Source organism: Paenochrobactrum glaciei, from assembly GCF_039522165.1.
GTDB classification, from domain to species: domain Bacteria; phylum Pseudomonadota; class Alphaproteobacteria; order Rhizobiales; family Rhizobiaceae; genus Paenochrobactrum; species Paenochrobactrum glaciei.
Genome location: NZ_BAAADE010000004.1, coordinates 32,595 through 57,696 on the forward strand (window position 1 = coordinate 32,595; position 25,102 = coordinate 57,696).

Below are 25,102 nucleotides of genomic sequence, written 5' to 3' on the forward strand. Positions count from 1 at the left end.
ACAGCAGAAACAAGGTTTCAGAACATTAAAAACGTAAAGTCATTCCGCCGATAACTGTGCGGCCACGCCCTAATTTGCGGGTGTCCATATATTGTGCCGGTTTATAGGCCACATTGCTCAGGTTCTCGATGTTGACGAAGAATGTTGCGTTTTCATTATATTTATAAGACGCAAAAACATCCGCCAGTGTGTAGCTGTCCACATCGACGAGTGCCGGTCCAAAAGGCGGCTTTAACGCTTTACTCTTACCGATACGCCGTATCTGACCACCAATTGTCAGTTTCTCATCCAAAGCACGGAAACCAGCACTGACGGTTAAGGTTGAATCCGGCAGATTGTTGATAGCACCAACACCATAATCACCCGACCACATACCATAAGGCAGCTGCGTCTTTGTTTTCGAATAAGCAAGTCCGGCAAAAATGAAGCCGCTATCATAATTAGCTTCCAGTTCAAAGCCGTTGATCCGGGTTTTTCCAGGTGCATTGATAAACTTCAAGCCTGGCATATTCGACATCGAAAACACACCGGAGGTAATATAATTTTCAACATTATTGTTGAAATAATTGGCCTTCAGCAGCAACTTATCATCGGCTGTCAGCAGGTCTTTTTCGATGACATTAACGCCGAATTCCCAGCCCTTGCTGGTTTCACCTTCCAGATCAGGATTGGGCGAAATATCGGATGGCGTTGCACTATGGGCACCCGGAAAGAAAGTTTCGGTCACACTTGGTGGCCGGAAAGTTTTGGCATAAGTAGTATAGAACTGTAAGCCATCAAGCGGATTAACTGCTACGGTGACGCGCGGATTAAAGCTTGATTGCGTTAGTTTGACATTTTCAGTGATCAGCTTGCCATTTACTTTTTTAGCAATATCGCCGTTCAAACGAAAATGATCGAAGTGGAAACCGGTCTTCAAATCAAACATGCCATAGGAGAAAGTCGCGTCTGCAAACAGGCTGCTAATAGCTTGCGTGCCATCACCCGGCCCACCCGTGCCCCATGACTGGCCAGTGGTTACATCATCATGATAATAGGCGCCACCAGTGGTAAGCTTCAGGCCGATATCCTCACTAAGCGCAAACTGGCTATTATTGGTAATATCAATGCCTTTGCCTTTATCCCGATTAAACTGACCTTTGTAATTGCCTTCAACAAAGCGCACCCGCGCATCATTATAAAAAGCATTGACGTTTAAGTTAATCAGATCGCTATCAGGCGTATAATTATAGCGTGCCGTATAGGTTTGGTTGCGGTAATCTTGCGGTTCACCGCGGATGGCAGAAACATTATCGTACCAAATCCCGCCCAAAAGCAGCTTGTGATCTTGCCCGTCACCCATTTCCAGCTTTGCCAGACCGGATTTCAGGTCTTCAATCATATTATTGTTGTTTAAGCGGTTGCCCTTCTCATCAACACCAGAGAGCGGCGCGCCGCTGTCACGGCGGTTGAAGGCGCCCATAATGCCAACACCATCCATGCGCATGCCGCCGGCAATAAGCTTTGACCAGTCATAGGCATTATTGCCATATTTAATGGTTGTCATTGCACCATATGAATGTCCCGGTAAAATCACATCATCAATGCCGATGGTACGGAAATTTGCAGCGCCGCCCAGAGCACCAATGCCTGCGGCTCCGCCCAGTGCTCCACGGCCGATATCCATACCAGCCAGCAAATCGGTATCGATAAAAGTCGAGCCACCGGACACGCCATGTCCCATCACACGGATATTTTGTCGTGCGCCATCAATCATCATATTAACGCGGCCATAACCTTCCATGCCGCGAATATTGACAGCAACACCGGCACCGGACATTGCTTTGCGGGTGAAAGTGCCTGGTGCAGAACGCAAGGCATTATCAATATTGCCAGCATTTCTTTGCTGCAAAGTTTCACCATCAGTGCTCGAAACAGCTTCTGTGGTGCGATAAGCACTCTCGTAGTCCCCCACCAATCCGCTCACGGTGGAACCCGGTCTTGTGACGGTGATTGTCTCCAATTGCAGAGCACTGGCATCACCATCTTCCAGATTATTTGCTTCCTGACGGATCAAAGTAAAAGAGCGCGTCCCATTTTGTTTGAAACTATAACCGGTGCCGCTCAGCATTTGCATCAAAGCTTCACGAGCCGACATTTTTCCCTGCACAGCTTGCGCCTGAATGGACGATGGCAATGTACCATCAGCCATAATATTCAAGCCACTTTGGGTCGCAAATTTAACAATAGCGGATGCCAGCGGCTGCTCGGCAATCGAAAACTGGGTGAGCTTGTTTGCCTGAACCAAGCGTGCTTGTGTCTCCTGCGCCTTTACAGGGCTGGCATGGAGCGCCAATGCAACAAATGCTACCGAGCACAATAGTGCTTTTACCATCATGCCATTATGCAGCTGGCCAACATATACGGCTGCACGATATTGTTTATGGGCAGGCATCTTATATCTCCGGAGGTCAAAATCTCAGTCTCGGATACAAGACGGAACGGCCATCGATTTTTATGATAAAAAGAGTCATATATTTAAAAATATTTTTAAATGCTGCTCAGGAACTATAAATCATCGTACCTAAAAACGGCACATATTGCGTACTGATCGGCAAAGCCTGCGATAATTGCGGCACAATATCCCCGATATCGCTGATGTTGATGATCAATGTTACAGGTCGGTTTGCCAAGCGCCCATCCATTAAACGTAACCGCTCTGGGCTCCAGCGATTAAGCTCTTGTAAAACTTCCGAAAACGGCCGCGCGATAAAGATCAGTTTTCCACTGCGCCATGCCAGCTCTGTCTCACTATCTGCCCTTTCCGGCAGACTGATGGCATTGCCAGCATAATGCAGTTTTTCGCCCTCGGTGACTTTTGCTGAGTGACGGGCATAGTCAACACGCACCGCATGCTCGGTGACCATAACGATTGCCTGTTCTTTTAACAGCCTGACGTTAAACTGCGTTCCAAGTGCGGTAATACGTGCCTCTGCTGCCTCGACAACAAATTCCAGAGCGTGGCGGGCAACAGTAAAATAGGCTTCACCATGGTGAAGGGTAATTTGGCGCATATGCGGTGTAAACTGAACGGAAATAGCTGTTTCACCTGCCATTTGAATTTGCGAACCATCGGGCAAATCAATCAGACGTATTTCACCGGCAGCCGTGACATAGTCATAATCATTGACTTTCATCCAGCTATAAGCAGCCCCGCCACCCAAAACAGCAAAAAGCGCCAATTGCCCGAAACGCCTGCGGTTCAGTTTTGCAGTCTTTTTCTGATGCTGCTGCAATGTGTTTAAATGGGCAAGATTGCCCCACATCCTGACAGCCTCAGCATAGGCAAGCTCATGTTCCGCACTGATTACGAGCCAATTTTGATGTGCGGCCAATGTCGTTTCATCGGCCTGCACGTCACTTAATTTCGAGAGCCAGTGAATGGCCTCCTTCATCAGCGGATCAATGGCTTGCTCGGCCTCACTGCTCCAGCTCTGATCGTTAAAATCACAGGCTTTCATGATTTGCGCCCTTTGGGGGAAAGATTTGTGCTTTGCAAACGATATTGCAGATGCATCATTACACGACCCCATTGGCTATAGGCGGTTTGCAAAGGGATTTCCAATTGAGCGGAAATTTCTGCGAAAGTGAAACCATCAAGCCGTAAAAAATAAATCTGACGCACAGCGTCGGGTACTTCTGCCAAAGCTTGCTCAACAAGACGCATGGTTTGATTGAATATGAGAATATCATCAGCCAGTGGGGCATGATCTGCCAGCGTTTCACTTAAAAGACTGTCATAAGCCGTAAGCGGCATGGTTTTTAAATGACGCGCATAATCAATCTGTAAATTGGCCGCAATACGGTAGAGATAAGCTTTGTGATTTTGAAGTGGCGCTGATGGCACATCCTTCTTTTGCGAAGTTATTAGCCGTAAAAACGCTTCTTGTGTCAGATCGCAGGCAACATCATGAGTTGAGCCGCGACGCTGTAAAAAACGTTGCAGATCGCCACTATAGCTTCGAAACAAAGAAGCGATATCCCACATCATAATGCCACAGATTTCCACGGCAGCCCTATTAGCTGCTATTTTCAAACTATATGGCTTTTAATAAACATGAGTATTTAATGCAAGATATAGCGCATAGGAATTATACCCTCTACCATCCATGATGGCAGAGGGGTATTTTTCATGCAAAAACGGATTTAAAATCCAGATCATAGCCAAAGGCGCGTGGGCCAACGGCCGCAATGCCCGCTGGCGAGGTTAAAAGCTCTGGCGCAGGTAATGCAATCACGCTTACACGCTGGCCATAACGCACAGACTCTGTGCCAATCGCACTACCAGACATGGTATCAAGCAAACAAAGCAAATCCGGTGTCATTGCCACCGCTTCTTTATCTTTAAAGGCAACCGCCCATTCATTTTGGAAGGTTAGCTCCATCACCGAGCCTTTATCACCATCAATGCCTTCAATGAGGGTACGGCCACGGAGAAAACCACCAGTTGTTTCGCGGGCAACATCAACGATCTTGCCTTTGAACAGTAATTTTCCACTTTCATGATCAAGCACGGCCTGAACCGGATCATCATGACGGGCACGCGCATTGATAACGGCACGGCCAAGCTCGGTAGCCTTTGTAACCGTATAATGGATGCCCCATTCTTTTACTTCGCGCCCGGTACGCGGGGCTTTGCAGGTAGCAGCGGTTGAACCTACTTCCGTACAGACAGAACGTGAAACCCGCTCCATCCATTTCCATGATGCGGCTTTCGTTACAATCACTTCATTGTCACGCACATCAACCAAGGAAAGCGGATACATTGGCAAATTACCAATCGCAAAAGAGGTCATTTGCGCTTCCGGATAAGCACGTCCCATCGCATCGGCATTGACAACAGGACGATCAAGCATCGCACCGGTCAAAAAGGATGATAAAGCATTGGATCCACCAATCTCAACACTCATAACAGCGCGAAATTTCTTGCCCAAATAATCTTCCATAACCTCAACTGCGCGCGCCAGATGTGCCGGATCGCCCAAGCGCTCCTGCCCCACCAGTGGTGCACCCATTTTGGAAACAACGGCCACCATATCGTTATCATCAAGATCCATCGGATCCATAATCTGAACGCGTTTGCCCTGCTCATAGAGACGGCGCAAATTCAGGGTTGAGAGATAAGGATTACCACCGCCACCTGTGCCTAAAATCCATGCGCCTGTTGCCAGCGGCTCAATATCTTCCAAAGCAAAGTCTTGAAGCATAGTTCACCTGTTTTTATGCAAAAAACAGGCTCCATAAGAACGGAGCCTGCCTGATCAAAGTCGCTTAGTCTTTGGTGCAATCCCAATGGAAACTGGAGAAGTTCAAATCCCAGCTCTGCATCGGAATGAACTGATAGCCTTGCAGACATTTGCTTGCACCCAAACGACGGTTTGGTGCTACAGCCCATACATCCGGCTGCAAATCGACGATTTTCTGCTGCAATTCTTTATAAATTGCATTTTGCTCGGCCACATCCGTTGTGGCACGTGCCTTGTCGATTAAGCCGTCAACTTCTGCATTTTGCAGCCATTCCATCGACATCCATGTGCCGGATGCTTTGGAATGGAACTGGTTGTAGAACATCGCATCCGGTGACGGATAGGTCGGCGACATATTCACCTGCGTGGAAGCTGGTGTCGTTTCCGGCTTTGACGACAATTCAACAATACGGTTCCATGGCTCCGGCTTAATATCAAGCGTGATGCCGATCTGTTCAAGATTGGCCTGCATCATCAGCGCTACTTCTGCTTCAAAAGCAAGGGAAGCGACATAGCTGTTAACCAGCTTGATTTCCTGACCGGCATATTTGGATTTTGCCAGTTCTTCTTTTGCCTTTTCAAGATCGAAGACACCCGGTTCAATCGCATCATTATGGGCATCTTTGAATGTCTGGGACAATGGCCCCTGCATATCAAAACCCGGATAGATGATTTCATGAATGGTCTGGTAATCCGTGGCATAGGCAATGGCGCGACGGACATGAACATCATCGGTTGGGTAGGTCTGGGTATTCAGCTTGATGATGAAACCACCGGCTGTGCGGGTCTGCAACAGCTTATAACCTGGCATACGGGCAATGGATTCATATGTTTCATTGCCAAGGCCATGTGATGTCAGGCCAAGCTCGCCTTTTTCAGCCAAAGCTTTAACGGTTGCATCGTCGCTGGTCTGAACAAAACGCACCTGATCAATCGGCGTGCCTTTATTCCAGCCAAGGAAATAATCCGGATTGCGGGTGATAACCATATCTGCCGAACGGTTATAGCTGACCAATGAATAAGGGCCTGAACCGGCAGAATGTTCGCCGACATAGGCCTCGCCCCATTTGTCATCGCTTGCCGCATTGGCCGTGATGAGCTTTTCATTCAGTGCCACCATAATTGGTGTTACCGCCATAAATGGCGAGAACTGGCGATCAAGTTTGAAAACAACAGTATGATCGTCCGGTGCAGTGATGTTTTCTGGCTTCAGCAGATCAACGATCAGATTGGACGGGCCTTTATTGATACCAACCAAGCGCTGAACTGACCAGGCGATATCGGACGCTTTAACCGCTGTGCCGTCCTGAAACTTCACATCATCGCGCAAATGGAAGGTATAGGTCAGACCATCTTCTGACACATCCCATGATTTAGCGAGATGCGGGACAATTTCACCGGACGGGCTGACTGTGGTCAGGCCGTCATACATATTCACCACCGCCATATAGCCGGTATAGTCTGTGACTTTAGCCGGATCGAGCGAGCTGAAAATCTGCATTGTATTAACAGCGATAGACACTTTATCGGCGGCTGATGCTGTCGACATCAGGCTTGGCGCCATTAAAGTCGGCGCTGCAATGGCAGCGCTTAAGAAAAGCGCTGCAAGGCGTGATTTGCGGATCGTATTTTTCATAAAAATTCCTCCTCTGTGATGCGGGTTGTCCCGCTTTTTGTTAATCAACTTTCGGGTTGAAGGCGGGCATCGGTGAAAATTGAATTTCCGGATAACCAAAGGCTGAAGGGCCAACCACTTCCAAAGCACGCTCTGTGCGCAGCAGATCATGGCAAGGAATGGCAACAACAGCGACACGCTGGCCATAACGCAGCATTTCCGTGGTGATCGGATAACCGGTATCAACATCCAAGAGCACAATGAGATCCGGTACGCAGACTTCCACTTTGCCTTCACGACGGAAAATCAGGAACTCGTTCTGAATGGCAACATCAGCCGTTTCACCGCTCCATTCATCAAAACCGGCAAGTGCAATATCACCCACCGCAAAACCACCGCGCAAATGGCGCTTTAGGTCAGTAATCTTGCCGTTGAAAATACGACGGCCACCTTCAAGCGCACAAATGGCAGCAATCGGGTCTTCCTGCAATTTACGAGCTTTGATAACCGCTTCACCCAAAGCAATTGCCTTGGTGTAGCTTTTCGGAATGGCATATTGATGCACGTAATGTGCCTGCATCGGTGCTGTTGCCAGCATTGCGCCACCACCTTGTGCCACCACACAGGCGCGCGCCATCCGCTCGTGCCAGACTTCTGATGCCGCATGGCTGAAAATCACCGAATTGCCGTGCAAGTCACACATGACGGATGGTGTTGAACTATGACCATAGATCGAGAAAGTGGTCATCTGCATTTCAGGAAATGCACGTCCCATACCGTCACAATCAAGGATTGGCAAACCACCAAGTGCCGCTGTGACAAGCGGGTTCATCGAGTTAGCGCCGCCGATTTCTTCACAGACAACAGCATCAATAGAGGTGCGGATCAGCTCTTCCATTGCGCGCAGACAACGCACACCTTCGCGCCCTTCACGCAGACGCTCAACACCGACAACCGGCGCACCAATACCGCCGATCGACATGCAGAGCGCATCCGGTTCGATTTTGTCAGTTGCCAGAATTTTCAGCTCATAGCCTTCCTTCATAGCTTCAAGTGCAAGCAATTTGCCCTGATAAGGATTGCCGCCGCCGCCAGTGCCTAAAATGCCCGAACCGATTTCCAGTGCGTCGAGATCTTCCCGCGTCAGAACGCGTAAATCTGCTTCATCATATTTCAATTTGCGAGCCTCAGGCATCATAGCTTCCCATCTCTCCAACAACTTTCACGTGAATGCGGGTGGCATTGCCCGGCAGATAGGCAAGCGGCATATCTTCACGTTCAATCACTTCCAAAGTTTCAGCCAATGCACCGGCAGCAATTGCCTTTTCGCGTGCTTCAGCTTCAGCTTCGGCTAATGAGCTTTCACGAGTGCGGCCTTCAACAAGGGTGAAAATACGGTCGGTTTCACCACTGATCTGAGCAATGGCTGCACCAACTGCATTGGCAACCGAGAAGTTTTCCGGACGGATCACATTCAGTTCGCCAACCTTTTCCGGCATCAAAATTGAACCGCCACCAACGGCGATCACCGGCACAGGCGCTGATGAGATGCGGCTGCGTTCAACACAGGCTTCCAGCATCTGGTCAATTTTTTTGGATGCTTTGTCGATCAATGTTTCATCAAGCTTTTTCACCAGTGAAACATCGCCAATATCAGTTTTGCCGGTTGCGACCGCAATATCAGTTGCTGTCAATGTCGAACCGCCAAAGCACAAAGCTTCTTCCGCCACGCGGTAGCCGACAGATTTAGGGCCAACCGTAACTGTATCTTCTTTTTCGACCACCAAAGAGCCGCCGCCAAGACCAATGGAAAACACATCCGGCATACGGAAATTGGTGCGCACGCCACCAATATCAACCGTTGTGGAAGCCTGACGCGGAAAGCCATGCGAAAGCGAACCAACATCGGTTGTCGTGCCGCCAATATCCACCACAACCGCATCTTTAAGACCGGTGAGGAATGCAGCACCGCGCATAGAGTTGGTTGGCCCCGAAGCAAAGGTCAGAACCGGAAATGCCCGCACCACATCGGCAGCCATCAAGGTGCCGTCATTTTGGGTAATATAGAATGGGCGATTAATACCGGCGCTGCGCAAAGCTTTGCCGAAAGCTTCCACGGTGTGATCAGCCAGTGACAACAGGCTCGCATTCATAATCGCTGCACTTTCACGCGCCAGCAAACCATGGCGGCCAATATCTTTGGACATCACAACCGGAAGCCCCGGGCAATGTTCTTGCAATATTTCTTTGGCGCGAACTTCCATCGTGTCATTGATGCCACTGAAAACACCGGTTACGGCAGCTGCTTTCAGGCCCTTGGCGCGAATTTCACCGGCGATGCGGATGATCGCATCTTCATCAAGCGGCGAGATTTCACGGCCGTCAAACTCATAGCCACCCTTCACCTGATAGGCATGATTGCCAACAATCTCACGCAAATCATCCGGCCAATCCACCATTGGCGGCAGCCCCGCACCGGATGGCAAACCTAAGCGGATGGCTGCCACTTCATCCATATGGCGGCGTTCAATCACCGCATTGGTGAAATGCGTGGTTCCGATCATCACCGCGCCGATACGGCTGCGATCAATACCGGAAGCTTCAATCACTTTTTCCAGTGCCTGAATAACACCCGAGGTTACATCTTTCGTGGTAGAGGCCTTCACCCCTGCCAGAACCTTATTATCCTGTAAAACGACAGCATCCGTATTGGTGCCGCCAACATCGATTCCAACGCGATACACGCTAGCTTCCTCTTCCAATCAATCGGTTGTTTTTACAAGGAATTGCATGCGCTCTTCCTCGGTCACAGTTGGTTTCAGGCTCTCTTCCGCGTCTGTCACCACCGGAATGGCGGCAATCAGTGCGCGGGTATAAGGGTGTTGGTGCTGGCTAAAGACCTCAGCCGTTGCACCCTCCTCCACGAGTTCACCCCGTAGCATGATGGCAATGCGTGAACAGAAATTGCGCATCAAAGACAGATCATGCGAGATCATCAGATAGGTAAGCCCCAGCTCTTCACGAAGCTGCAAAAGCAGGTCGATAACCGTCTTTTGCACCGACACATCAAGCGCTGCTGTCGGCTCATCCAAAATCAGAATTTTCGGTTCAGCAGCCAGCGCACGGGCAATCGCCACGCGCTGTTTCTGGCCACCTGACAATTCATGCGGATATTTGGCCAAATAGGATTGCGGCAGACGAACAAGCTGCATCAGCTCTTCCAGCCGTGCCTCAAGCCGTACTTTCTCCATGCCAATGGATTTCAATGGCAGGGTCAGTGTCTGGCGCACAGTTCGTTTCGGGTTCAAAGATGTGCCCGGATTTTGATAGACAATCTGGGTCAGTCTTTTGCCACGTTCAGGCTTTGGGGCATGAATGGTGACATCGCCGGTAGTTGGCTGTGACAACCCCATGATGATACGGGCAACAGTGGTTTTACCCGAGCCGGATTCACCGGCAAGCCCGTAAATTTCGCCCTCTTTAAGGGTGAGGCTGACATCACGCACCGCATGATAGCCAGCGCGGCGCCCGTAAATTTTATTGAGTTTGTCGATAGTGATAATCGGCTTGCCCGTTGCCTGCGCAATTGTGGTGACCTTGTCACCATAAAGTGGTGGCACTGCATCCAAAAGCGAGCGCGTATACTCCTCACGCGGATTAAGCAAAATATCGTTGCATTGACCCGTTTCAACAATATCGCCGTGATGCATCACCACCACACGGTCGGCGACTTTACGCACCACACCGAGATTATGGGTAATCATCAGCAATGCCATATTTTCTTCAGCAACCAGCTGATTGATCAGATTGAGGATTTCATCCTGCGTCGTCACATCCAGTGCCGTGCCCGGCTCATCGGCAATCAGCAGTTTCGGCTGATGCAACAAAGCCAAACCAATCAGCACACGCTGGCGCATACCGCCGGAAAGTTCCGACGGATAAGCATTCATGATGCGCTCGGTATCAGCCAATTGCACCCGTTTCAGCACCGCCGCAATGCGTTGGCGGCGCTCTTTCTTTGATGATTTTATGCTGTTGCGCTTATCCGCAAAGCGCATCACATCATCCAGATGTGTGCCGATGCGAAAAACCGGATTAAACGAAGAAAGCGGATCCTGCATAATCAGCGAGAAAGCCGAACCTTTAAGCGCCTCACGCTCATTGCGGTTCATCGTGAAAACATCACGCCCTTCCACATGAATTGCGCCTGACGTAATACGCGCATTCTTCGGCAATGTGCCGATTATCGCTTTCGCGGTAACGGACTTGCCCGAACCCGTTTCACCGATGAGAGCGACGCGTTCGCCCGCCCCAACAGTAAAGCTGACATTACGCAAAACCTGTCGGCTGCGGCCATAAGTGGTGAAGGTAACATTGAGGCCTTCGACTTTAAGAAGTGGTTCTGTCAAAGCTCAATTCTCCACATCAAACATATCGCGCAGACCATCACCCAACAGGTTGAAGCCAAGCGTTACATAAAGAACGGCAAATCCCGGACATAAAACTTCCCACCAGAAATCCGGCATGAACTGACGGCCATCGGCAACCATCGAACCCAGATCAGGGATTGGCGGTTTGACCCCGAAACCAAGGAAGCTGAGTGTGGCACCAAAGAGGATGACAAAAGCCGCATCCAACGTGGTTTTGACCGAGATAACCGACACACAATTGGGCAAAATTTCACGGAAGAGAATATGCATCGGGCCAGCACCTGCAAGACGTGCAGCCTCGATATAATCTTCAGATGCAACCGATTTTGAAACCGCATAGATCAGGCGTGCGTGCCATGTCCACCACAGCAAAGTGATGGCAATCATCGCATTCATCAAAGTCGGTTCCAGCAGATTGGAAACAGCCAGTGCCATCACCAATGGCGGCATTGCCAGCATGACATTGGTCAGGCCGCTGATGAATTTTTCTGTCCAGCCACCAAAATATCCGGCAACAAGACCCAGCACCGCACCAACAGGCACAGAAATGCCAAGCACACCGATAACCAGCAGCAAAGAAATACGAAGCCCGAAAATCGTACGCGTAAAGATATCACGGCCTGCTTTATCTGTACCAAACCAATGGTTCAGATCGGGAGGCAAATGACGCGCACGGAAATCCACCACTGCACCAATATGCTTAGGGTAAGGCGTTATTAATGGCGCAAACACTGCCAAGAATACGACGGACAGCAGAATGAGCGTGCCGATAACCGCCGCCGGATTGCGGCTGAAACGATACCACATCATATAGCCGGAACTTAAAGCCCGATCATTGGCATCAAGCATTTTGACTTCAGCCATCAGCGAGCCTCCTTATGACGCAGGCGCGGATCAATGATTGAAATCAGAATATCCACGATCAGATTGGCAATGATAAAGAACAGCCCTGCCACCAGCACCACAGCGGTGACGGCATTGAGATCTTTTTGCAAAATGGAATTCAGGCCATAAGAAGCAAAACCGCCCCATGCAAAAATCATCTCAATCACAAAAGCATTGCCGATAAGGGATGCAAATTCGAGCCCCATAATGGTCAGCGGTGCAATGGATGAAAGCTTGAGCAAATAACGGAAAATAATAACCCGCTCCGGCACACCAAAGCTTTGCAAAGTCAGCACATGATCTTTGCGCTGATTTTCAATCATCGATGAGCGGGTGATGCGCGTTATCTGGCCGATCCCTGCCATTGAAAGGGCAAATGCCGGTAATGCCAGATGCTGAAACGCACTTGCCACCACATCAAAACGGCCTGCCAGCAAACCATCAACAATCAAAAAGCCGGTAGGGCCGCCTGTCCAGCCGAGATTATGATCAATACGGCCAATAATCGGCCAATTATTCAAATAGCGCGCAGCCAGCAATTGCAGCGTGATCGCAAACAAAAAGCTTGGAATAATCACACCAGTGAGCGAAAGCACACGGCCGATATGGTCAAAAGCACGATCACGGTAATGCGCTGTGATAACCCCTAAAGGGATCGCCACGAGAAACATGAAAATAACCGAGACCAGCACCAGCTCAACGGTTGCCGGGACAGTGCTTGCCAGATCGGTTGTGACAGGACGCTGTGAAACCAGCGACATGCCTAAATCCCCGTGCAGAGCTTTGCGGATATAATCAAAATATTGCACGACCAGCGGCTGATCGAGCCCCATGGACAAACGCAGAGCGTCAACTTGTTCAGGTGTTGCGGCAGGGCCCAAAGCCATGCGCGCAGGGTCGCCCGGCACAACGCGTGCCAGTACAAAAATCATGACCGACAAGGCAATCATCACCAGAATGAAAGTGCCTAATCTCGTCACAATAGCGACTAAAGGGTGTTGCTGCATTGGCGCCTCCTCCTCTGCATCATCATTTCAGGCACCAAGCTTCTGCGCATGTTGCCCGACGCGCAACCGCAGAAAAGTATAGTTTTTTTGAAAAATGGTATAGGTATTTTATAAAAAGCACTTTATGCTTTTGCGCATGACATCAGAGCTTCTCCCCCGTTTATTACTGCGCAAACGCCTTGCACAAGAGACTGCAAAAACCGTCTATCTGCACGCACCGAGCGGCGCCGGAAAAACGGTTTTATTGAAGCTTTTAGGGGAGGATTTAGGCGCTTCTATCTGCACCCTCCCGCAGCCCGACAAGCGCCATTTTCAAGATAATCGCCTGTTATGGGATGTGCCGGCAGGCTTACGAACACCGCATATTCCGGCGCATCTGCTGAATGAAAATACGGTGCTTTTTATCGCGTGTCGCCCCGATCAGCACATCAAAGGGATAGCGCGTCATGGGCTGCATTATGGCGTTTCGATTTATGATGCCGATAAACTCAGTTTTAAACCAAGCGAATTAGAATCGCTTGAGCCACAGCAGCAACACCTGATTTCGCAGGAATTTGCCAATTGGCCTGCGTTCTTAGTGCTAGCAAAAGAACCAAACGAACAGCTTTGCATTGATTATTTGGAGCAGGTTTTTTTAGCGCAATTTTGTGCAAGCGAGATTGTCGAGCTTTCCATCTGGCTGGATAATCCAAGCACCGAAAGTCGTGCTTACTGGCATTCTTTATTACCGCCCGCCTTAATGAAAAATTTGAATAAACACAAATTTTTACGTGCGCTTTTAAAACGCGCTGTCCAAAATAAGCTCAATGATTTCAATAGTGAAGAAGCCCTGTTTGAGGCCGCCAAGGCATGGGAAGATGCAGGGCAACCACTGGCCGCGATGCGCTTGTTACTAGACCATCATCACGAACATCAAGCTGCACAAATTTTGAAACGCGCACAAGGGCGTGAGCTGATATATGACTCTGATTTAGAGGCGTTTCAGGACATCATTATGCGTTTTTCCACGCAGATGCTGGCCGAAGATGAAACTGTCCTTTTTGCCGTTGCGCGTACTTTGCTAAAACAAGGGGAATTACAGCGCGTACGCCATCTTTTGATGCGCTATTTGGGCTCAGATTACCTTGATCCGCTCAAAGTGCTGAATGCTAAATCACGTTATTCTTTTACCGCTAAAACCTTCCGCCTTACATTTATGATTTCGGAAGACTTGACCCCGAGCGATACAATGATTGCAGGGCTTGGCGAGTTCATGGCCGACTACCCGATGCGGGCATATGGCCGCTGGGCTGGTTATTATAATTCTATTCTTGAATTTGAAGTTCGCCGCCGTAATTTTCGTGAGGCGGAAGCCGCTGCCGCACGCGCATTGATGTATCTGAAGCGCAGTGGTGACCGCCCGCTCCTCGATTTTTTCATTCATTTGCACCAGATTGTCTTGCGTTTGATGAATGGCGATGCACTGCTTGCACGACAAGCTGCCACTGAAGCCAGAAGCCGATTAGAACAGGTTACACATCCAGTTCCCCAAGAGTTTCGTATGTTACGGCTTGCAGAAGCGTGCCTTGCTTATGAAACGGGTCGTCCGCGTGATCTGCTTGAGTTCGTCAATAACGAGTTTGAAGCTTTTGCCGCTGCCGAAATCTGGCCAAGCCTGATGCAGTTTGCGCTGCATTATGCGTCCCAGATATTGGCTGATAATTTTCCGGTTGCCATCCGCCCTGGCTTTCTGGATCACTTATGGATCCATTTGTCGGAAGGTTTACAATTTAACGCAATGATGGAAATCCGTACTGCAATTGCTTATCAAAATGCCAATCGCTGGCAGGATGCAGCATTGACGCTGGCAGCCGTGCGTATGCCGATGGGGCGAACCGGTGTGGAAAGTGCGATTGATGAGTTAAGCCGCATTAGTCGCCGCGATGAAGTTTCATTCGCTATGACATGGTTGCGTGATGCGGTGCATCAATGGACGCCGCGCTCTTATCTGCCCAAACAGCTGGATGCTTTGCTGGTTAATCCTAAAGTGACCAACCGCGAAAAAGTTGCATTGCAATTATGGCTAAGTTTTGCTGCCTTCCGGCGTGGCGATATAGCGGCAGCGCGCGCCGGTCTGCTCTCTACTTTGCAGACGACCAAACGCCTTGGCTGCTACGGCGTTCTGTCTGAAGAGCGGATTTTTTTATCACCGCTTTTAAAAGAAAAACGTATCCGCAGTTTCATTGAAACATCGCCCGAAGCGCAAACAGCACTGACCGTCCTGATCAAAGCCATCGACTCTCCGCAGGCACGCGCTATTCAAGGCGGGCTGTCACAACGTGAGATACAAATGTTGCAGCTTCTAGGCTCCGGCATGTCCAACAAACGCATCGCACATACATTGAGCATTTCAGAAGTGACGGTAAAATTTCATTTAGGCAATCTTTATCGCAAAATGGGTTGCCGTAAACGCAGCGAGGCATTGAAATCAGCACTTGCCCTAGGCTGGATTTGATAAAAGGTAAAAAACTAAATTTATAGCTTAGATAAAAGAGCGGTTTAAAACTTCCAATGTTAAACTTGACAATTTAACACAGGTTTATATTGATGTGCTGTCAACGGTAAACTGATCCGCAGTTGATGCCGTTTCAACATCTATAATAGCTTTACGCTATATCGGGAGCTTCTCTTCGTGAGTAACTGGAGCCAGCGGCTGGCATCACTGTTCAGAGATCACCAGAAGCATCTGGAAAACAGGGTTGCCCGTAATATCAATGATCGCGAAGCCGCCGCCGATATTGTGCAGGATGTATTTTGCAAGGTTTTGAACCATGGTTCTGAACCTGCTGCCGATGAAACAGTTAAAATCCTTTATATCTCAACCCGCAATGCGATGATTGATCATATACGCACCGCCCACCGCAGACAGGAAATTATGGGACTGGTTGCAACGGAGCAAATCATGCCATCCGTATTACCGCCGGATACAATCATGGAAGGCAAACAATCGCTGCAATCTTTTGAAAAAATATTGCTGGAATTGGGAGTTACAACGCGCGATATTTTTCTGCTCAGACGTGTGCAGAACATGGCCAATGCTGACATTGCCCGAAAATATGGTATCTCCGTCAGTGCGGTTGAAAAACATATTGCCCGCGCCATGCGCCACTGCCAAAAAAGAATGTCGGATTTATCAGAATAATATCGTTCATTGCATATAGGAAACAATGACAGCTAAAACCCAGCCCACAGACGAACAACGGGAGATTGCCGCGCTTTGGCTTGCCAAGCGCACGGGCGGCGTGTTGTCTGTTGATGAGGAGCTGGAATTTGAAACATGGCTGAATGCCCACCGCCTCAACAGGCTTGCATGGGACGAAATGCGTGTTTTATGGGCTCATCTTGAGCAACCGGCCACTCACGTTGCACAATTTTCACCACCGCGCAGCGGTTTGGCACGTCATGTTTTTTCCCTGCGTGGTGGATATGCATTATCCGGCTCGCTCATTGCGGCCAGCCTCGCTGTCTTGGTTATTAATCCTTATTTTCTTGAAAATTTGCAGGCAGATATTGTTTCAGGCGCGCAGATTATCACTTCAGTGACTTTGCCGGATGGCTCGCATGTGCAAATGGCAGCCAATAGCGCCCTCGCACTGCAATTTGATGAACATCAACGCCATGTGCGCTTGTTGCGTGGTGAAGCTTTTTTCAATGTCACCCCTGGCAGTAAACCGGATTTCAGCATTGATATTAATGGCGACACTGTCCGCGTTATCGGCACCCGTTTCAATGTCGATAATATTGCCGATAAAACCACCATTGTCGTTGAAGAAGGCATCGTATCGGTTCAAGGCGCACAAGATGGTGCAACTGAGCACTTGTCGCACGGAGAACAGATAATAGTCTCAGGCGGTAAATCCGGCGAAATCACACCGGTTGAACCAGAGCTTGCACTGGCATGGCTTTCTGGTCGCTTGGTGGTTGATCAGGCACCTGTTGCCGATGTTGTTGCCACACTCACCCGCCATAGCCGTGAAAAATTCTATGTCAGAGGTGCGCTGAGGGGTAAAAGAATTTCCGGCACTTTTTCTTTGCAGGATATTGAAGGCTCAATTGAAACAATTGCGGCCGCCGTTGATGCCAAAGCCTTACGCCAAATACCCTTTGTGACCATAATTTATTAAACTTGCTAGTTTTAATCATATTTTTATAAATCTGGTTGCGGTTTGCATTTGCTCATTCGTTTAAAGAATAGGGACAAGATTTATCCCGTTCAGCACGGAGAATGAGTTTATGGCGCAGCCATTGCATGAAAAATATAAATATAACCTGATGGTGACGCTGTTATGCAGCACTGCATTGTTAAGTCCGGTTGCCCTGATGACCGGCACAGCACAGGCGCAAACAGCCCCTGCCTCACAAACTCATCACTTCAACATTCCTTCCAAATCCGTTGCCGCAGCCTTGGCCGATATTGGTGCGGTTTCCGGCTATCGCATTGCTTATGCATTTAAACTGCCGGCGGGTGCAAAAACCAAGGCGCTAAGCGGCACAATGACCGCTGAACAAGCGGTTTCGCATGTTCTTACCGGCACAGATGTGCAGTACCGTACCACCGGTTCACGCTCCATCGTATTGGAAAGATCAGAAAACCCTGTCGGTAATCAAACATCGAGTGATGGCAGCCTTCAGCTTAATACGATCACAGTGAGCAGCGGAGTTGCGCCTGCTGATATTCCGTACACGACATCCGGTTCACATGCCTATCTCTCTGCGGAACAAATTGAAAATGTCAAAGGCACATCCCCTGGTGACCTGTTAAGCGGTATTCCCGGCGTGCTTAATGGGGAAAACCGCAATTCCGGTTCGCTTGATGTCAATATTCGCGGCCTTCAAGGCCAAGGCCGCGCGCCTGTTGTTGTTGATGGTGCGACACAAGAAACCAATGTCTATCGTGGTTATAATGGCGCGCAGTCACGCTCCTATATTGATCCGGATTTTATTGGCTCCGTATCGGTTGAAAAAGGACCAAGTGCGGGTATTGATGCCAATGGTGCGATCGGCGGTGTCGTGCGTATGAGCACGATTGGCGCAAAAGATATTTTGCTGCCTGAAAAAAACATCGGCATCCGTCTTAAAGGCGCATTCAATACGAATAGTTCTTCTGTGCCTGACGTTTCAACCGCAGGCGGTATTCGCGGTGCTGGTAGCCACGCAAATAATAGTTTACCGACTGCATTTGGTGGTTCAGGAGGCATGGATCGTCCGGCATTTTTGAACCCGACCGGCGGTTCAGGCAGCGTAGCACTGGCTGCACGTACAGAAAATTTTGAAGTGGTTGGCGCTTATGCCCGCCGCAAAAATGGCAACTATCATGCAGGCAAACAAGGCAGTGATGCTGCCTATCCGATATTGACGCCGACCAATTATGGCACCACTGTCAGCTATGGCGGCTTGAGCCAATATCGTGCAGGCGAAGAAGTCCTTAACACATCCACCGACAACGAAAGCTGGTTGCTGAAGGGCAAATACACGTCTGATAACGGCCATAAAATTGAATTAGGCTACATGAAATACTCCAGCACTTACGGCGAAATCATGCCGACGCAGATCTGGAATACATTCTCGAGCGGCCCTTATCAGGGCTATCTCAATGATGTCGAACTTGATACTTATACAGCACAATATCATTATTCCCCTGATGATAATGATCTGATCAATTTGAAGATCAACGCATATTATACCGATCTGGAGCTGAAAATTAATTCGGCGATGAAAACCGATACCCAGATTACGCCGGTTCTTTGGTATAGTGGCAACAAACGTAAAGGGATCAGTGCCACCAACACCTCACGTTTTGAAACCGCCTTTGGTGATTTTTCGGTCAATTATGGTGCCGGTTTTGTGCGTGAAGATTTGGGTTATCCTAAGGGATATAACTATAAGCCATCCGACAATATGGATCTGGGACCCGGCCGTGAAGGACATCGCGAAGAATGGAATGCGATGATTGCTGCGGAATGGAAGCCGACGGACTGGCTGACATTTTCACCGGGTGTGCGTTATTCGCACTATAAATCCTACGACCTTAATCCTGGTCTGCAAAATGGTATGAATGGTCAGGAACTATTTTATGGTGACAAGATCAAAAACACCGACGGAGGCTGGTCACCAACGGCTACTTTGACGGTAGAGCCGCTGGATGGCTGGCGCATTTATGGTAAAGCCAGCAGCGTTTTACGCTCGCCAAGTGCGTTTGAAAGCCTGAAAGGCTTCTCGTTCTCCGATTTTGGCAATAAGGTCAATGTTTCGCCTGAGCGCAACAAGTCCTATGAAATTGGTACAAGCTATCTGACGGATGGTGTCTTCCTGCCTGATGATACGCTTCGTCTGCATGCGGCCTATTTTAACAATCACGTCAAAAACTATCTGACGCGAACCGGTGTGCCCAAAGAAATGTTCCCCGGTTTTTACTATGAATATCTGACGCTGGTTAATCTGGATTATGCCAAGATGAGCGGCATTGAGATGACCGCAGAATATGATACCGGCCAATATTTTGGCAGCATTTCATGGAACCATTATATCGACACCATGTATTGTGCCAAAGACGGCACACTGCTTGCCAAGCGCACACAATGCGCAGCCGGTGGCCTGTATAATAGTTATACGCTCCAGCAAGTACCACCTAAAGACACCCTCACCCTGCATCTGGGTGCGCGTTTTATGGAAGAAAAACTCACTGTCGGCAGCCGTATTATGTATGTCGGTAAACGTATGGTTGAAGGTATCGGCGATGGCAGCGAAGACAGCTATTTGGGCGGCCAGCTGCATGCCTCCAAATGGAACCCGTATACGATCGTTGATCTTTATATGAATTATAAACACAACGATAATCTGGAGTTTAATGCAGGCATCGATAATGTGACAGATCGTTATTATATGGATGCGCTCAATGCCTCGCTGATGCCCGCACCGGGCAGAACCTTCCGCTTGGCCATGACTGCTAAATTCTGATGTTTATAGTGCCACCTGCAAACAAAATGCCGGTGGCACTTTTTTTATCTATCATTCAAATAAGCGTCGCTTAAAAATAGCTGCAACCTCATTTGAGATCAGGAACCTTTAAACACCTGCTGCTCTTATAACGGTATCTCCGCTCTTAAATTCCAATATGTCCTGATCACTGCATATTTAATCTTGTTATTTTAACTCATGTTTATTAAACATGGGATGATAGGATATAAAGGAAAATTCTATGTCTGTTAATTTTGAAATCCATGATGTCAGTGAATATCCATTCGTTCGCTTTTTAGGCGATAAAATTAAGGAAGGTTTTGGCGAACGCTGGTGTCAGGAAATGGATGCCCTGACCGCCAACCCAAAACCATTTGTCATGCTTTTTATCGGTGAACAGCCAGAAGAAGCGCATGCTGACAGAAAAATACGGGGTGCTTGGCTGAAAGAAAATAAAACCCGGCTTGCTGATAAATGCTTAGCTTTTCTCATCATTGAACCGGATGCAGACAAACGCGAAAAACTGGCAGCCATGTTTCCCAATTTAAAACGTGCTTTTGGTATTGCGCAGGCGGCGTGCGCAACAGAGGCTGAGGCGCTTGAGCTGGCGCTAAAAACCTTAACTGCCGGAAGTTTCATTGAAAAACTTTAAGCCTTCACGCTTTAAGCGCGATAATAAGAGGTCGTGTCAGCTCAGTGACGGCTGCCACGGCTTCTTCCTCATCATGGGCTTCAATTGCATCAATGAGTTTACGATGCACCTGAAAACCTGGCTCAGGCAATTCACTGTCACTCAAAGCCGAAAGCATATTGTCTTTAATCGTTGTTGAGAAATAGCGGTAAAGTTCGGCCAAAGCGGTATTCTTAGAGCTTTGTGCAATCGCATTATGCAAAGCCATATCCGCTTCAATAAATTTTTCAAGCGAAGCTGCATCATGTTGCTCGCCACGTTGGTTAAGCAATTGACGCAGCAAAGCAATATCAGCTTTGGTGCTATGGATAGCTGCTAGACGCGCAGCCTCCGTTTCCAAAACGGCGCGAAGCTCAAAATGATCCTGCAAACTGGCGCGGTTAACACGGCGCATAATTTCGGCCGAATCCACACTCATGCGAACATAAGTGCCATCGCCCTGACGAACTTCCAGCATATTCGCGTGTGATAAGACCCGCACAGCTTCCCGAACCGTATTACGGCCGATCTGCAACATATCGGCAAGCTCCTGCTCTTTAGGAATACGGTCACCCACCTTCCATACACCAGTTTCAATCTGGTTACGGATCAGGTCAATGGCTGAATCGACAAGAGAGCGCCGCGGCGCCTGCGGTAATTGGATGCTACTCATAAAAAAGATATAGCACATTAAAACAATTTGCTGATAGTTTTATGGGCATTTCCTGAGGATAATCAGCCGCGTAAAACAAATATATTTTACGCGGCAAGTTTTATCTCAATCAATCCGGCAACCACTTAGCAAATTGAAATAATGCAGATTGGCATATGGCACTTTAAAACGCAGTATATCGCCTTCGTTTAAAGCCGGCCTGCCCTGCAATACCGTCACCAAGGGTTTATCAAGCCCATCAATGCGAACATAGATATGGCTTTCGCCACCAACTTGCTCAATAAGCTCCACCATACCGGATAATTGCAGCGCATCACTTGTTTGCGTGCCATCAGACATAGCAATCTGATCTGGACGAAAACCGATAATATCCACCTGTTTTGATAAATTTGCAGGCAAGTTAATCCCTACAAGGCTCGCAACTTGTGTGACAGGCATCAAATTCATTGGTGGCGAACCGATAAAACCAGCCACGAAAAGTGTCGCTGGCCGGTCATAAAGCTCAATGGGTTTGCCTACCTGCTCAATATGTCCGCCATTCATCACCACCAGACGATCAGCCAAAGTCATTGCTTCCAGCTGATCATGGGTGACATAGACGCTTGTTGTTTTAAGCGCACGCTGCAAACGGCGGATTTCGATGCGCATCTGACCGCGTAATTTCGCGTCCAGATTGGAAAGCGGCTCATCAAACAAGAAGGCTTTAGGCTCGCGCACAATGGCACGCCCCATCGCCACGCGCTGACGTTGGCCGCCTGAAAGCTGCCGAGGCTTGCGATCTAAAAAGGCTAAAATTTCCAGAGTTTGCGCCGCATTGTTAATTCTGCGATCAATTTCAGCGCGTGGTGTGCCACGGTTTTTCAAGCCATATTCAAGGTTCTGGCGCACTGTCATATGCGGATAAAGCGCATAATTTTGAAACACCATGGCGATGTCACGCTCTGCCGGTTCCTTGTCATTCACAATCACTTCATCAATGCTGATAGTGCCGCCTGAAATACTTTCCAAGCCAGCAATCATCCGCAATAAAGTGGATTTTCCACAGCCGGAAGGCCCGACCAGAACCAGCAATTCACTGTCTTTAATTGTCAGGTTTAAATCATGAATGGCGGTGACATCACCGGCATAGGTTTTGCGTATATTTTGAAGAGCAATACTAGCCATGCTGATATCTCGTCTCATCAAACACGCAGCCAAGCGTGTTTAAGATTACAGCCAATTCACCTGCACCTTTGGCAATATGTTCAGCACCTGCATTGCGTAAAATTGTGTCACGGTTCGGACGCGGATCATTAAGATCAATAAAACCAACCGGCATCATACCGGCCGCAACTGCCGCGCTAATACCATGCGGACTATCGTCAATCATGATGCTCGCTTCTGGCTTTGCGTTATGTTGTGCCGCGCAATGCAACAATAAATCCGGTGCCGGTTTTGGATTTTTCACACTATCAGCCCCATAAACATGAGGCGCCAGATTTTCCCATAAAACCGTTCTGCCCAAGCTTAACAAAAGGCGCTCGTTACGGCTGTTTGAAGCGACTGATTTTTTGATCTGCAATGAGTGCACCAAATCGGCCATACCGGCCATTGGCATCAAGTCAACGGCAAAGGCTTGATAAAGCGTTTCGTGCCATGATGAAAATACAGCATCCGTATCGGTCAGCCCATAATCATCCTCACAGATACGACGAATGTCGCGTTCCGATTTTCCGGTAAAATGCAAATGCACATCCATCGGTGACAAATCCACATTGGCACGACGAAGCGCTTCAGACAGAGTGCGGCTCGACAAAATCTCGCTGTCGATCAAAACGCCATCACAATCAAAAATAACTAGTTCAGGTTTATGCATCATAGTGTTGTGCCGGAGCCTCTAACGGTAAGTGCCGTGTCTGGATTGTCTGTTGTTATCTGGCGTAACCCGCAATTCATCCATTTTTCAAGGTCATCACGTTCATTAGGCACCCATGCGCCCAGACGCGATAAAGGAGAATTTGCAGTGATTTCATCCCAATGAGTATCAAGCAGATGTTTTTCAATCGCCACAATATCAGCAGCTGCAAGGCGTGCCTTCAAACCTTCCACCACACCTTCTGCTTCAGCATCCGGCATATGATAGGAATTTAATGTGCGAATATGCGGGGCTGTAGCACGAATGGTTTTCAGTACATCGACGGAAAAGCTGGTCAAATAAGCACGATCTGCCAGCCCAAACTTGTCAATGGCCGCCGCCGCCAGTTCTTCTAAGCCTTTATAGGCTTGCCCATTGACATCTTTTTTCAGTTCAACATGCAGTTCAAGTTTTGTGCCGGCGTAAACTTCCAGCACTTCATCCAATGTCGGAATAGTGTCAGAACTGTTTTTCAAACGGATCTGGCGATGCGCCCCGGCAGGTAATTCACTGACCGGCCCTTGGGCTTCGGCGGTGCGATCCAGCAAGGCATCATGCATCACCAGCAACTCGCCATCATTGGTGAGATGCACATCAAATTCTACACCTTCGACATTCAAGTCGAGTAGATTGCGAAATCCGGTCAGAGAATTTTCTGCCCAGAGATTACGGGCGCCGCGATGGCCGATAATAAAGGTCATTTTTAGTTTTCCTGTGAGAAGAGATTATTTGCCAACATCAGTCACGCCCTTGGTGAGCCAGCGCTGTAAAAAGATAACGACAAGCGTCGGCGGCAGCATGACAAAGAAAGAAGCAGCCATAGCGATGTTCCATGCCGGTGGTTCATCAGGCCCGGGCACAAGGCTGCGTAAACCCAGCACAACGGTTTTCATGTCCGGCGTGGTGGTGAATAGAAGCGGCCATAAATATTGGTTCCAGTTGCCGATAAAAAGCAGCACCACCAATGCCGTAATATTTGTAACCGACAGCGGTAGCAGAATATCAATGAAGAATTTAAACGGCCCTGCATTGTCGATTTTTGCAGCCTCCAGCAATTCATCCGGCACAGTCAGAAAAAACTGACGGAACAGAAAGGTTGCTGAGGCCGAAGCAATCAGAGGCAGAATAAGCCCGCTATAACTGTTGATGAAGTTCCATTGCAGCCCAAGCTCCAGCCGATAGCCAGTAGCCATTTGCACCAGCCAGCTGATGCCTGTGACACGGAAAAAGTCGCGCAAAGGCCCGCCCACATCGGCAAGGGCTTCATAGGTCGGGATAATGCGCGCCTCAATCGGCAGCATCAGCGAAATGAAGATGATCCAGAACATCGTCATGCGGAAAGGAAAGCGGAAATAGGTGATGGCAAAAGCTGCCATCAATGAAACCGTTACCTTGCCAACCACAATCAATATCGTGGTGATGATCGAGTTGATATAGAGCTGTGAAAAATCAACCACTGTCCATGCGGCCACCATATTGTTCCAGAATTCACCTTCCGGCAGCAATGGAAACGGCATCTTTTGCAATCTGGCAAAGTCCAATGATCCGGCGACAAAAGCCATGTAGAGTGGTACGCAAACAATCACAGCGCCAATCAGCAAAATCGCATGGCAAAAGAAGGTCAATACGGGTGAGCGTTCAACCATA

Annotated in this window: 20 protein-coding genes; 5 read left to right on the forward strand and 15 right to left on the reverse strand. The window is 48.7% G+C overall.

Annotation, left to right across the window (positions count from 1 at the left end; translation table 11 throughout):
* Positions 1–25: 25 nt before the first annotated feature.
* The 10 genes from ABDZ76_RS11670 to ABDZ76_RS11715 form a co-directional block, all read right to left on the reverse strand.
* The gene (locus tag ABDZ76_RS11670) at positions 26–2,434 is read right to left on the reverse strand and encodes a TonB-dependent receptor (protein WP_343805666.1); all 2,409 of its coding nucleotides are present in this window, start codon (positions 2,432–2,434) and stop codon (positions 26–28) included.
* A gap of 106 nt (positions 2,435–2,540) precedes the next feature.
* Entirely contained in the window at positions 2,541–3,500 is a 960-nt protein-coding gene (locus ABDZ76_RS11675) for a FecR family protein (RefSeq protein ID WP_343805668.1), read from the reverse strand.
* Positions 3,497–4,030 carry an RNA polymerase sigma factor gene (locus ABDZ76_RS11680; protein WP_343805670.1) on the reverse strand — a complete coding sequence of 178 codons (534 nt, stop codon included), beginning with the start codon at positions 4,028–4,030 and terminating at the stop codon, positions 3,497–3,499. The genes ABDZ76_RS11675 and ABDZ76_RS11680 overlap by 4 nt, the downstream gene beginning before the upstream one ends.
* A 139-nt stretch (positions 4,031–4,169) precedes the next feature.
* Complete coding sequence (locus ABDZ76_RS11685) at positions 4,170–5,246, reverse strand: S-methyl thiohydantoin desulfurase family protein (RefSeq protein WP_343805672.1); 1,077 nt, start codon at positions 5,244–5,246, stop codon at positions 4,170–4,172.
* 64 nt (positions 5,247–5,310) lie between these two features.
* Positions 5,311–6,921 (reverse strand): ABC transporter substrate-binding protein, encoded by a 1,611-nt coding sequence (locus tag ABDZ76_RS11690; protein WP_343805674.1) that lies wholly within the window; start codon positions 6,919–6,921, stop codon positions 5,311–5,313.
* Between the two features lie 40 nt (positions 6,922–6,961).
* Entirely contained in the window at positions 6,962–8,095 is a 1,134-nt protein-coding gene (locus tag ABDZ76_RS11695; protein WP_343805941.1) for an S-methyl thiohydantoin desulfurase family protein, read from the reverse strand.
* Complete coding sequence (locus ABDZ76_RS11700; protein WP_343805676.1) at positions 8,088–9,644, reverse strand: hydantoinase/oxoprolinase N-terminal domain-containing protein; 1,557 nt, start codon at positions 9,642–9,644, stop codon at positions 8,088–8,090. Before ABDZ76_RS11700 ends, ABDZ76_RS11695 begins: the two co-directional genes overlap by 8 nt.
* 18 nt (positions 9,645–9,662) lie before the next feature.
* On the reverse strand, positions 9,663–11,309 hold the full coding sequence (nikE, locus tag ABDZ76_RS11705) for a nickel ABC transporter ATP-binding protein NikE (RefSeq protein ID WP_343805678.1): 1,647 nt from the start codon (positions 11,307–11,309) through the stop codon (positions 9,663–9,665).
* Positions 11,310–11,312: 3 nt separating this feature from the next.
* Positions 11,313–12,194: an ABC transporter permease gene (locus ABDZ76_RS11710; protein WP_343805680.1), complete on the reverse strand. Its 882-nt coding sequence runs from the start codon at positions 12,192–12,194 to the stop codon at positions 11,313–11,315.
* Positions 12,194–13,222, reverse strand: coding sequence for an ABC transporter permease (locus ABDZ76_RS11715; protein WP_343805682.1), 1,029 nt, complete (start codon positions 13,220–13,222; stop codon positions 12,194–12,196). The genes ABDZ76_RS11710 and ABDZ76_RS11715 overlap by 1 nt, the downstream gene beginning before the upstream one ends.
* 136 nt (positions 13,223–13,358) lie before the next feature.
* On the opposite strand from ABDZ76_RS11715, the gene ABDZ76_RS11720 reads away from it, so the two are divergent.
* The 5 genes from ABDZ76_RS11720 to ABDZ76_RS11740 all read left to right on the forward strand — a co-directional run bounded on the left by ABDZ76_RS11720 (position 13,359) and on the right by ABDZ76_RS11740 (position 20,870).
* A complete protein-coding gene (locus tag ABDZ76_RS11720; RefSeq protein ID WP_343805686.1) occupies positions 13,359–15,716 on the forward strand; it encodes a helix-turn-helix transcriptional regulator in 2,358 nt (785 codons plus the stop codon).
* 177 nt (positions 15,717–15,893) lie between these two features.
* The gene (locus tag ABDZ76_RS11725) at positions 15,894–16,403 is read left to right on the forward strand and encodes an RNA polymerase sigma factor (protein WP_343805688.1); all 510 of its coding nucleotides are present in this window, start codon (positions 15,894–15,896) and stop codon (positions 16,401–16,403) included.
* A 25-nt stretch (positions 16,404–16,428) separates the two neighbouring features.
* Positions 16,429–17,385 carry a FecR family protein gene (locus tag ABDZ76_RS11730; RefSeq protein ID WP_343805690.1) on the forward strand — a complete coding sequence of 319 codons (957 nt, stop codon included), beginning with the start codon at positions 16,429–16,431 and terminating at the stop codon, positions 17,383–17,385.
* 109 nt (positions 17,386–17,494) lie between these two features.
* Complete coding sequence (locus tag ABDZ76_RS11735) at positions 17,495–20,218, forward strand: TonB-dependent receptor (RefSeq protein WP_343805692.1); 2,724 nt, start codon at positions 17,495–17,497, stop codon at positions 20,216–20,218.
* A 241-nt stretch (positions 20,219–20,459) separates the two neighbouring features.
* Positions 20,460–20,870 carry a GntR family transcriptional regulator gene (locus ABDZ76_RS11740; RefSeq protein ID WP_343805694.1) on the forward strand — a complete coding sequence of 137 codons (411 nt, stop codon included), beginning with the start codon at positions 20,460–20,462 and terminating at the stop codon, positions 20,868–20,870.
* Positions 20,871–20,874: 4 nt separating this feature from the next.
* Here the strand turns inward: ABDZ76_RS11740 and ABDZ76_RS11745 are convergent, their stop codons facing one another.
* The 5 genes from ABDZ76_RS11745 to ABDZ76_RS11765 form a co-directional block, all read right to left on the reverse strand.
* Positions 20,875–21,561 (reverse strand): FadR/GntR family transcriptional regulator, encoded by a 687-nt coding sequence (locus tag ABDZ76_RS11745; protein ID WP_343805696.1) that lies wholly within the window; start codon positions 21,559–21,561, stop codon positions 20,875–20,877.
* Positions 21,562–21,666: 105 nt separating this feature from the next.
* Positions 21,667–22,725, reverse strand: coding sequence for a sn-glycerol-3-phosphate ABC transporter ATP-binding protein UgpC (gene ugpC / locus ABDZ76_RS11750; protein WP_343805698.1), 1,059 nt, complete (start codon positions 22,723–22,725; stop codon positions 21,667–21,669).
* Positions 22,718–23,419, reverse strand: coding sequence for an HAD family hydrolase (locus ABDZ76_RS11755; RefSeq protein ID WP_343805700.1), 702 nt, complete (start codon positions 23,417–23,419; stop codon positions 22,718–22,720). The genes ugpC and ABDZ76_RS11755 overlap by 8 nt, the downstream gene beginning before the upstream one ends.
* Positions 23,416–24,156, reverse strand: a complete 741-nt coding sequence (locus ABDZ76_RS11760; RefSeq protein WP_343805702.1) for a glycerophosphodiester phosphodiesterase family protein — start codon at positions 24,154–24,156, stop codon at positions 23,416–23,418. The genes ABDZ76_RS11755 and ABDZ76_RS11760 overlap by 4 nt, the downstream gene beginning before the upstream one ends.
* A gap of 24 nt (positions 24,157–24,180) precedes the next feature.
* A complete protein-coding gene (locus ABDZ76_RS11765; RefSeq protein WP_343805704.1) occupies positions 24,181–25,101 on the reverse strand; it encodes an ABC transporter permease subunit in 921 nt (306 codons plus the stop codon).
* Position 25,102 lies beyond the last annotated feature (1 nt).

Coding starts and splice junctions, on each gene's coding strand:
- ABDZ76_RS11730 (WP_343805690.1), top strand. CDS start 16,429: ATGACAGCTAAAACCCAGCCCACAGACGAACAACGGGAGATTGCCGCG.
- ABDZ76_RS11675 (WP_343805668.1), bottom strand. CDS start 3,500: ATGAAAGCCTGTGATTTTAACGATCAGAGCTGGAGCAGTGAGGCCGAG.
- ABDZ76_RS11715 (WP_343805682.1), bottom strand. CDS start 13,222: ATGCAGCAACACCCTTTAGTCGCTATTGTGACGAGATTAGGCACTTTC.
- ABDZ76_RS11755 (WP_343805700.1), bottom strand. CDS start 23,419: ATGATGCATAAACCTGAACTAGTTATTTTTGATTGTGATGGCGTTTTG.
- ugpC (WP_343805698.1), bottom strand. CDS start 22,725: ATGGCTAGTATTGCTCTTCAAAATATACGCAAAACCTATGCCGGTGAT.
- ABDZ76_RS11740 (WP_343805694.1), top strand. CDS start 20,460: ATGTCTGTTAATTTTGAAATCCATGATGTCAGTGAATATCCATTCGTT.
- ABDZ76_RS11720 (WP_343805686.1), top strand. CDS start 13,359: ATGACATCAGAGCTTCTCCCCCGTTTATTACTGCGCAAACGCCTTGCA.
- ABDZ76_RS11765 (WP_343805704.1), bottom strand. CDS start 25,101: ATGGTTGAACGCTCACCCGTATTGACCTTCTTTTGCCATGCGATTTTG.
- ABDZ76_RS11670 (WP_343805666.1), bottom strand. CDS start 2,434: ATGCCTGCCCATAAACAATATCGTGCAGCCGTATATGTTGGCCAGCTG.
- ABDZ76_RS11695 (WP_343805941.1), bottom strand. CDS start 8,095: ATGCCTGAGGCTCGCAAATTGAAATATGATGAAGCAGATTTACGCGTT.
- ABDZ76_RS11685 (WP_343805672.1), bottom strand. CDS start 5,246: ATGCTTCAAGACTTTGCTTTGGAAGATATTGAGCCGCTGGCAACAGGC.
- ABDZ76_RS11710 (WP_343805680.1), bottom strand. CDS start 12,194: ATGGCTGAAGTCAAAATGCTTGATGCCAATGATCGGGCTTTAAGTTCC.
- ABDZ76_RS11760 (WP_343805702.1), bottom strand. CDS start 24,156: ATGACCTTTATTATCGGCCATCGCGGCGCCCGTAATCTCTGGGCAGAA.
- ABDZ76_RS11680 (WP_343805670.1), bottom strand. CDS start 4,030: ATGATGTGGGATATCGCTTCTTTGTTTCGAAGCTATAGTGGCGATCTG.
- ABDZ76_RS11745 (WP_343805696.1), bottom strand. CDS start 21,561: ATGAGTAGCATCCAATTACCGCAGGCGCCGCGGCGCTCTCTTGTCGAT.
- ABDZ76_RS11735 (WP_343805692.1), top strand. CDS start 17,495: ATGGCGCAGCCATTGCATGAAAAATATAAATATAACCTGATGGTGACG.
- ABDZ76_RS11690 (WP_343805674.1), bottom strand. CDS start 6,921: ATGAAAAATACGATCCGCAAATCACGCCTTGCAGCGCTTTTCTTAAGC.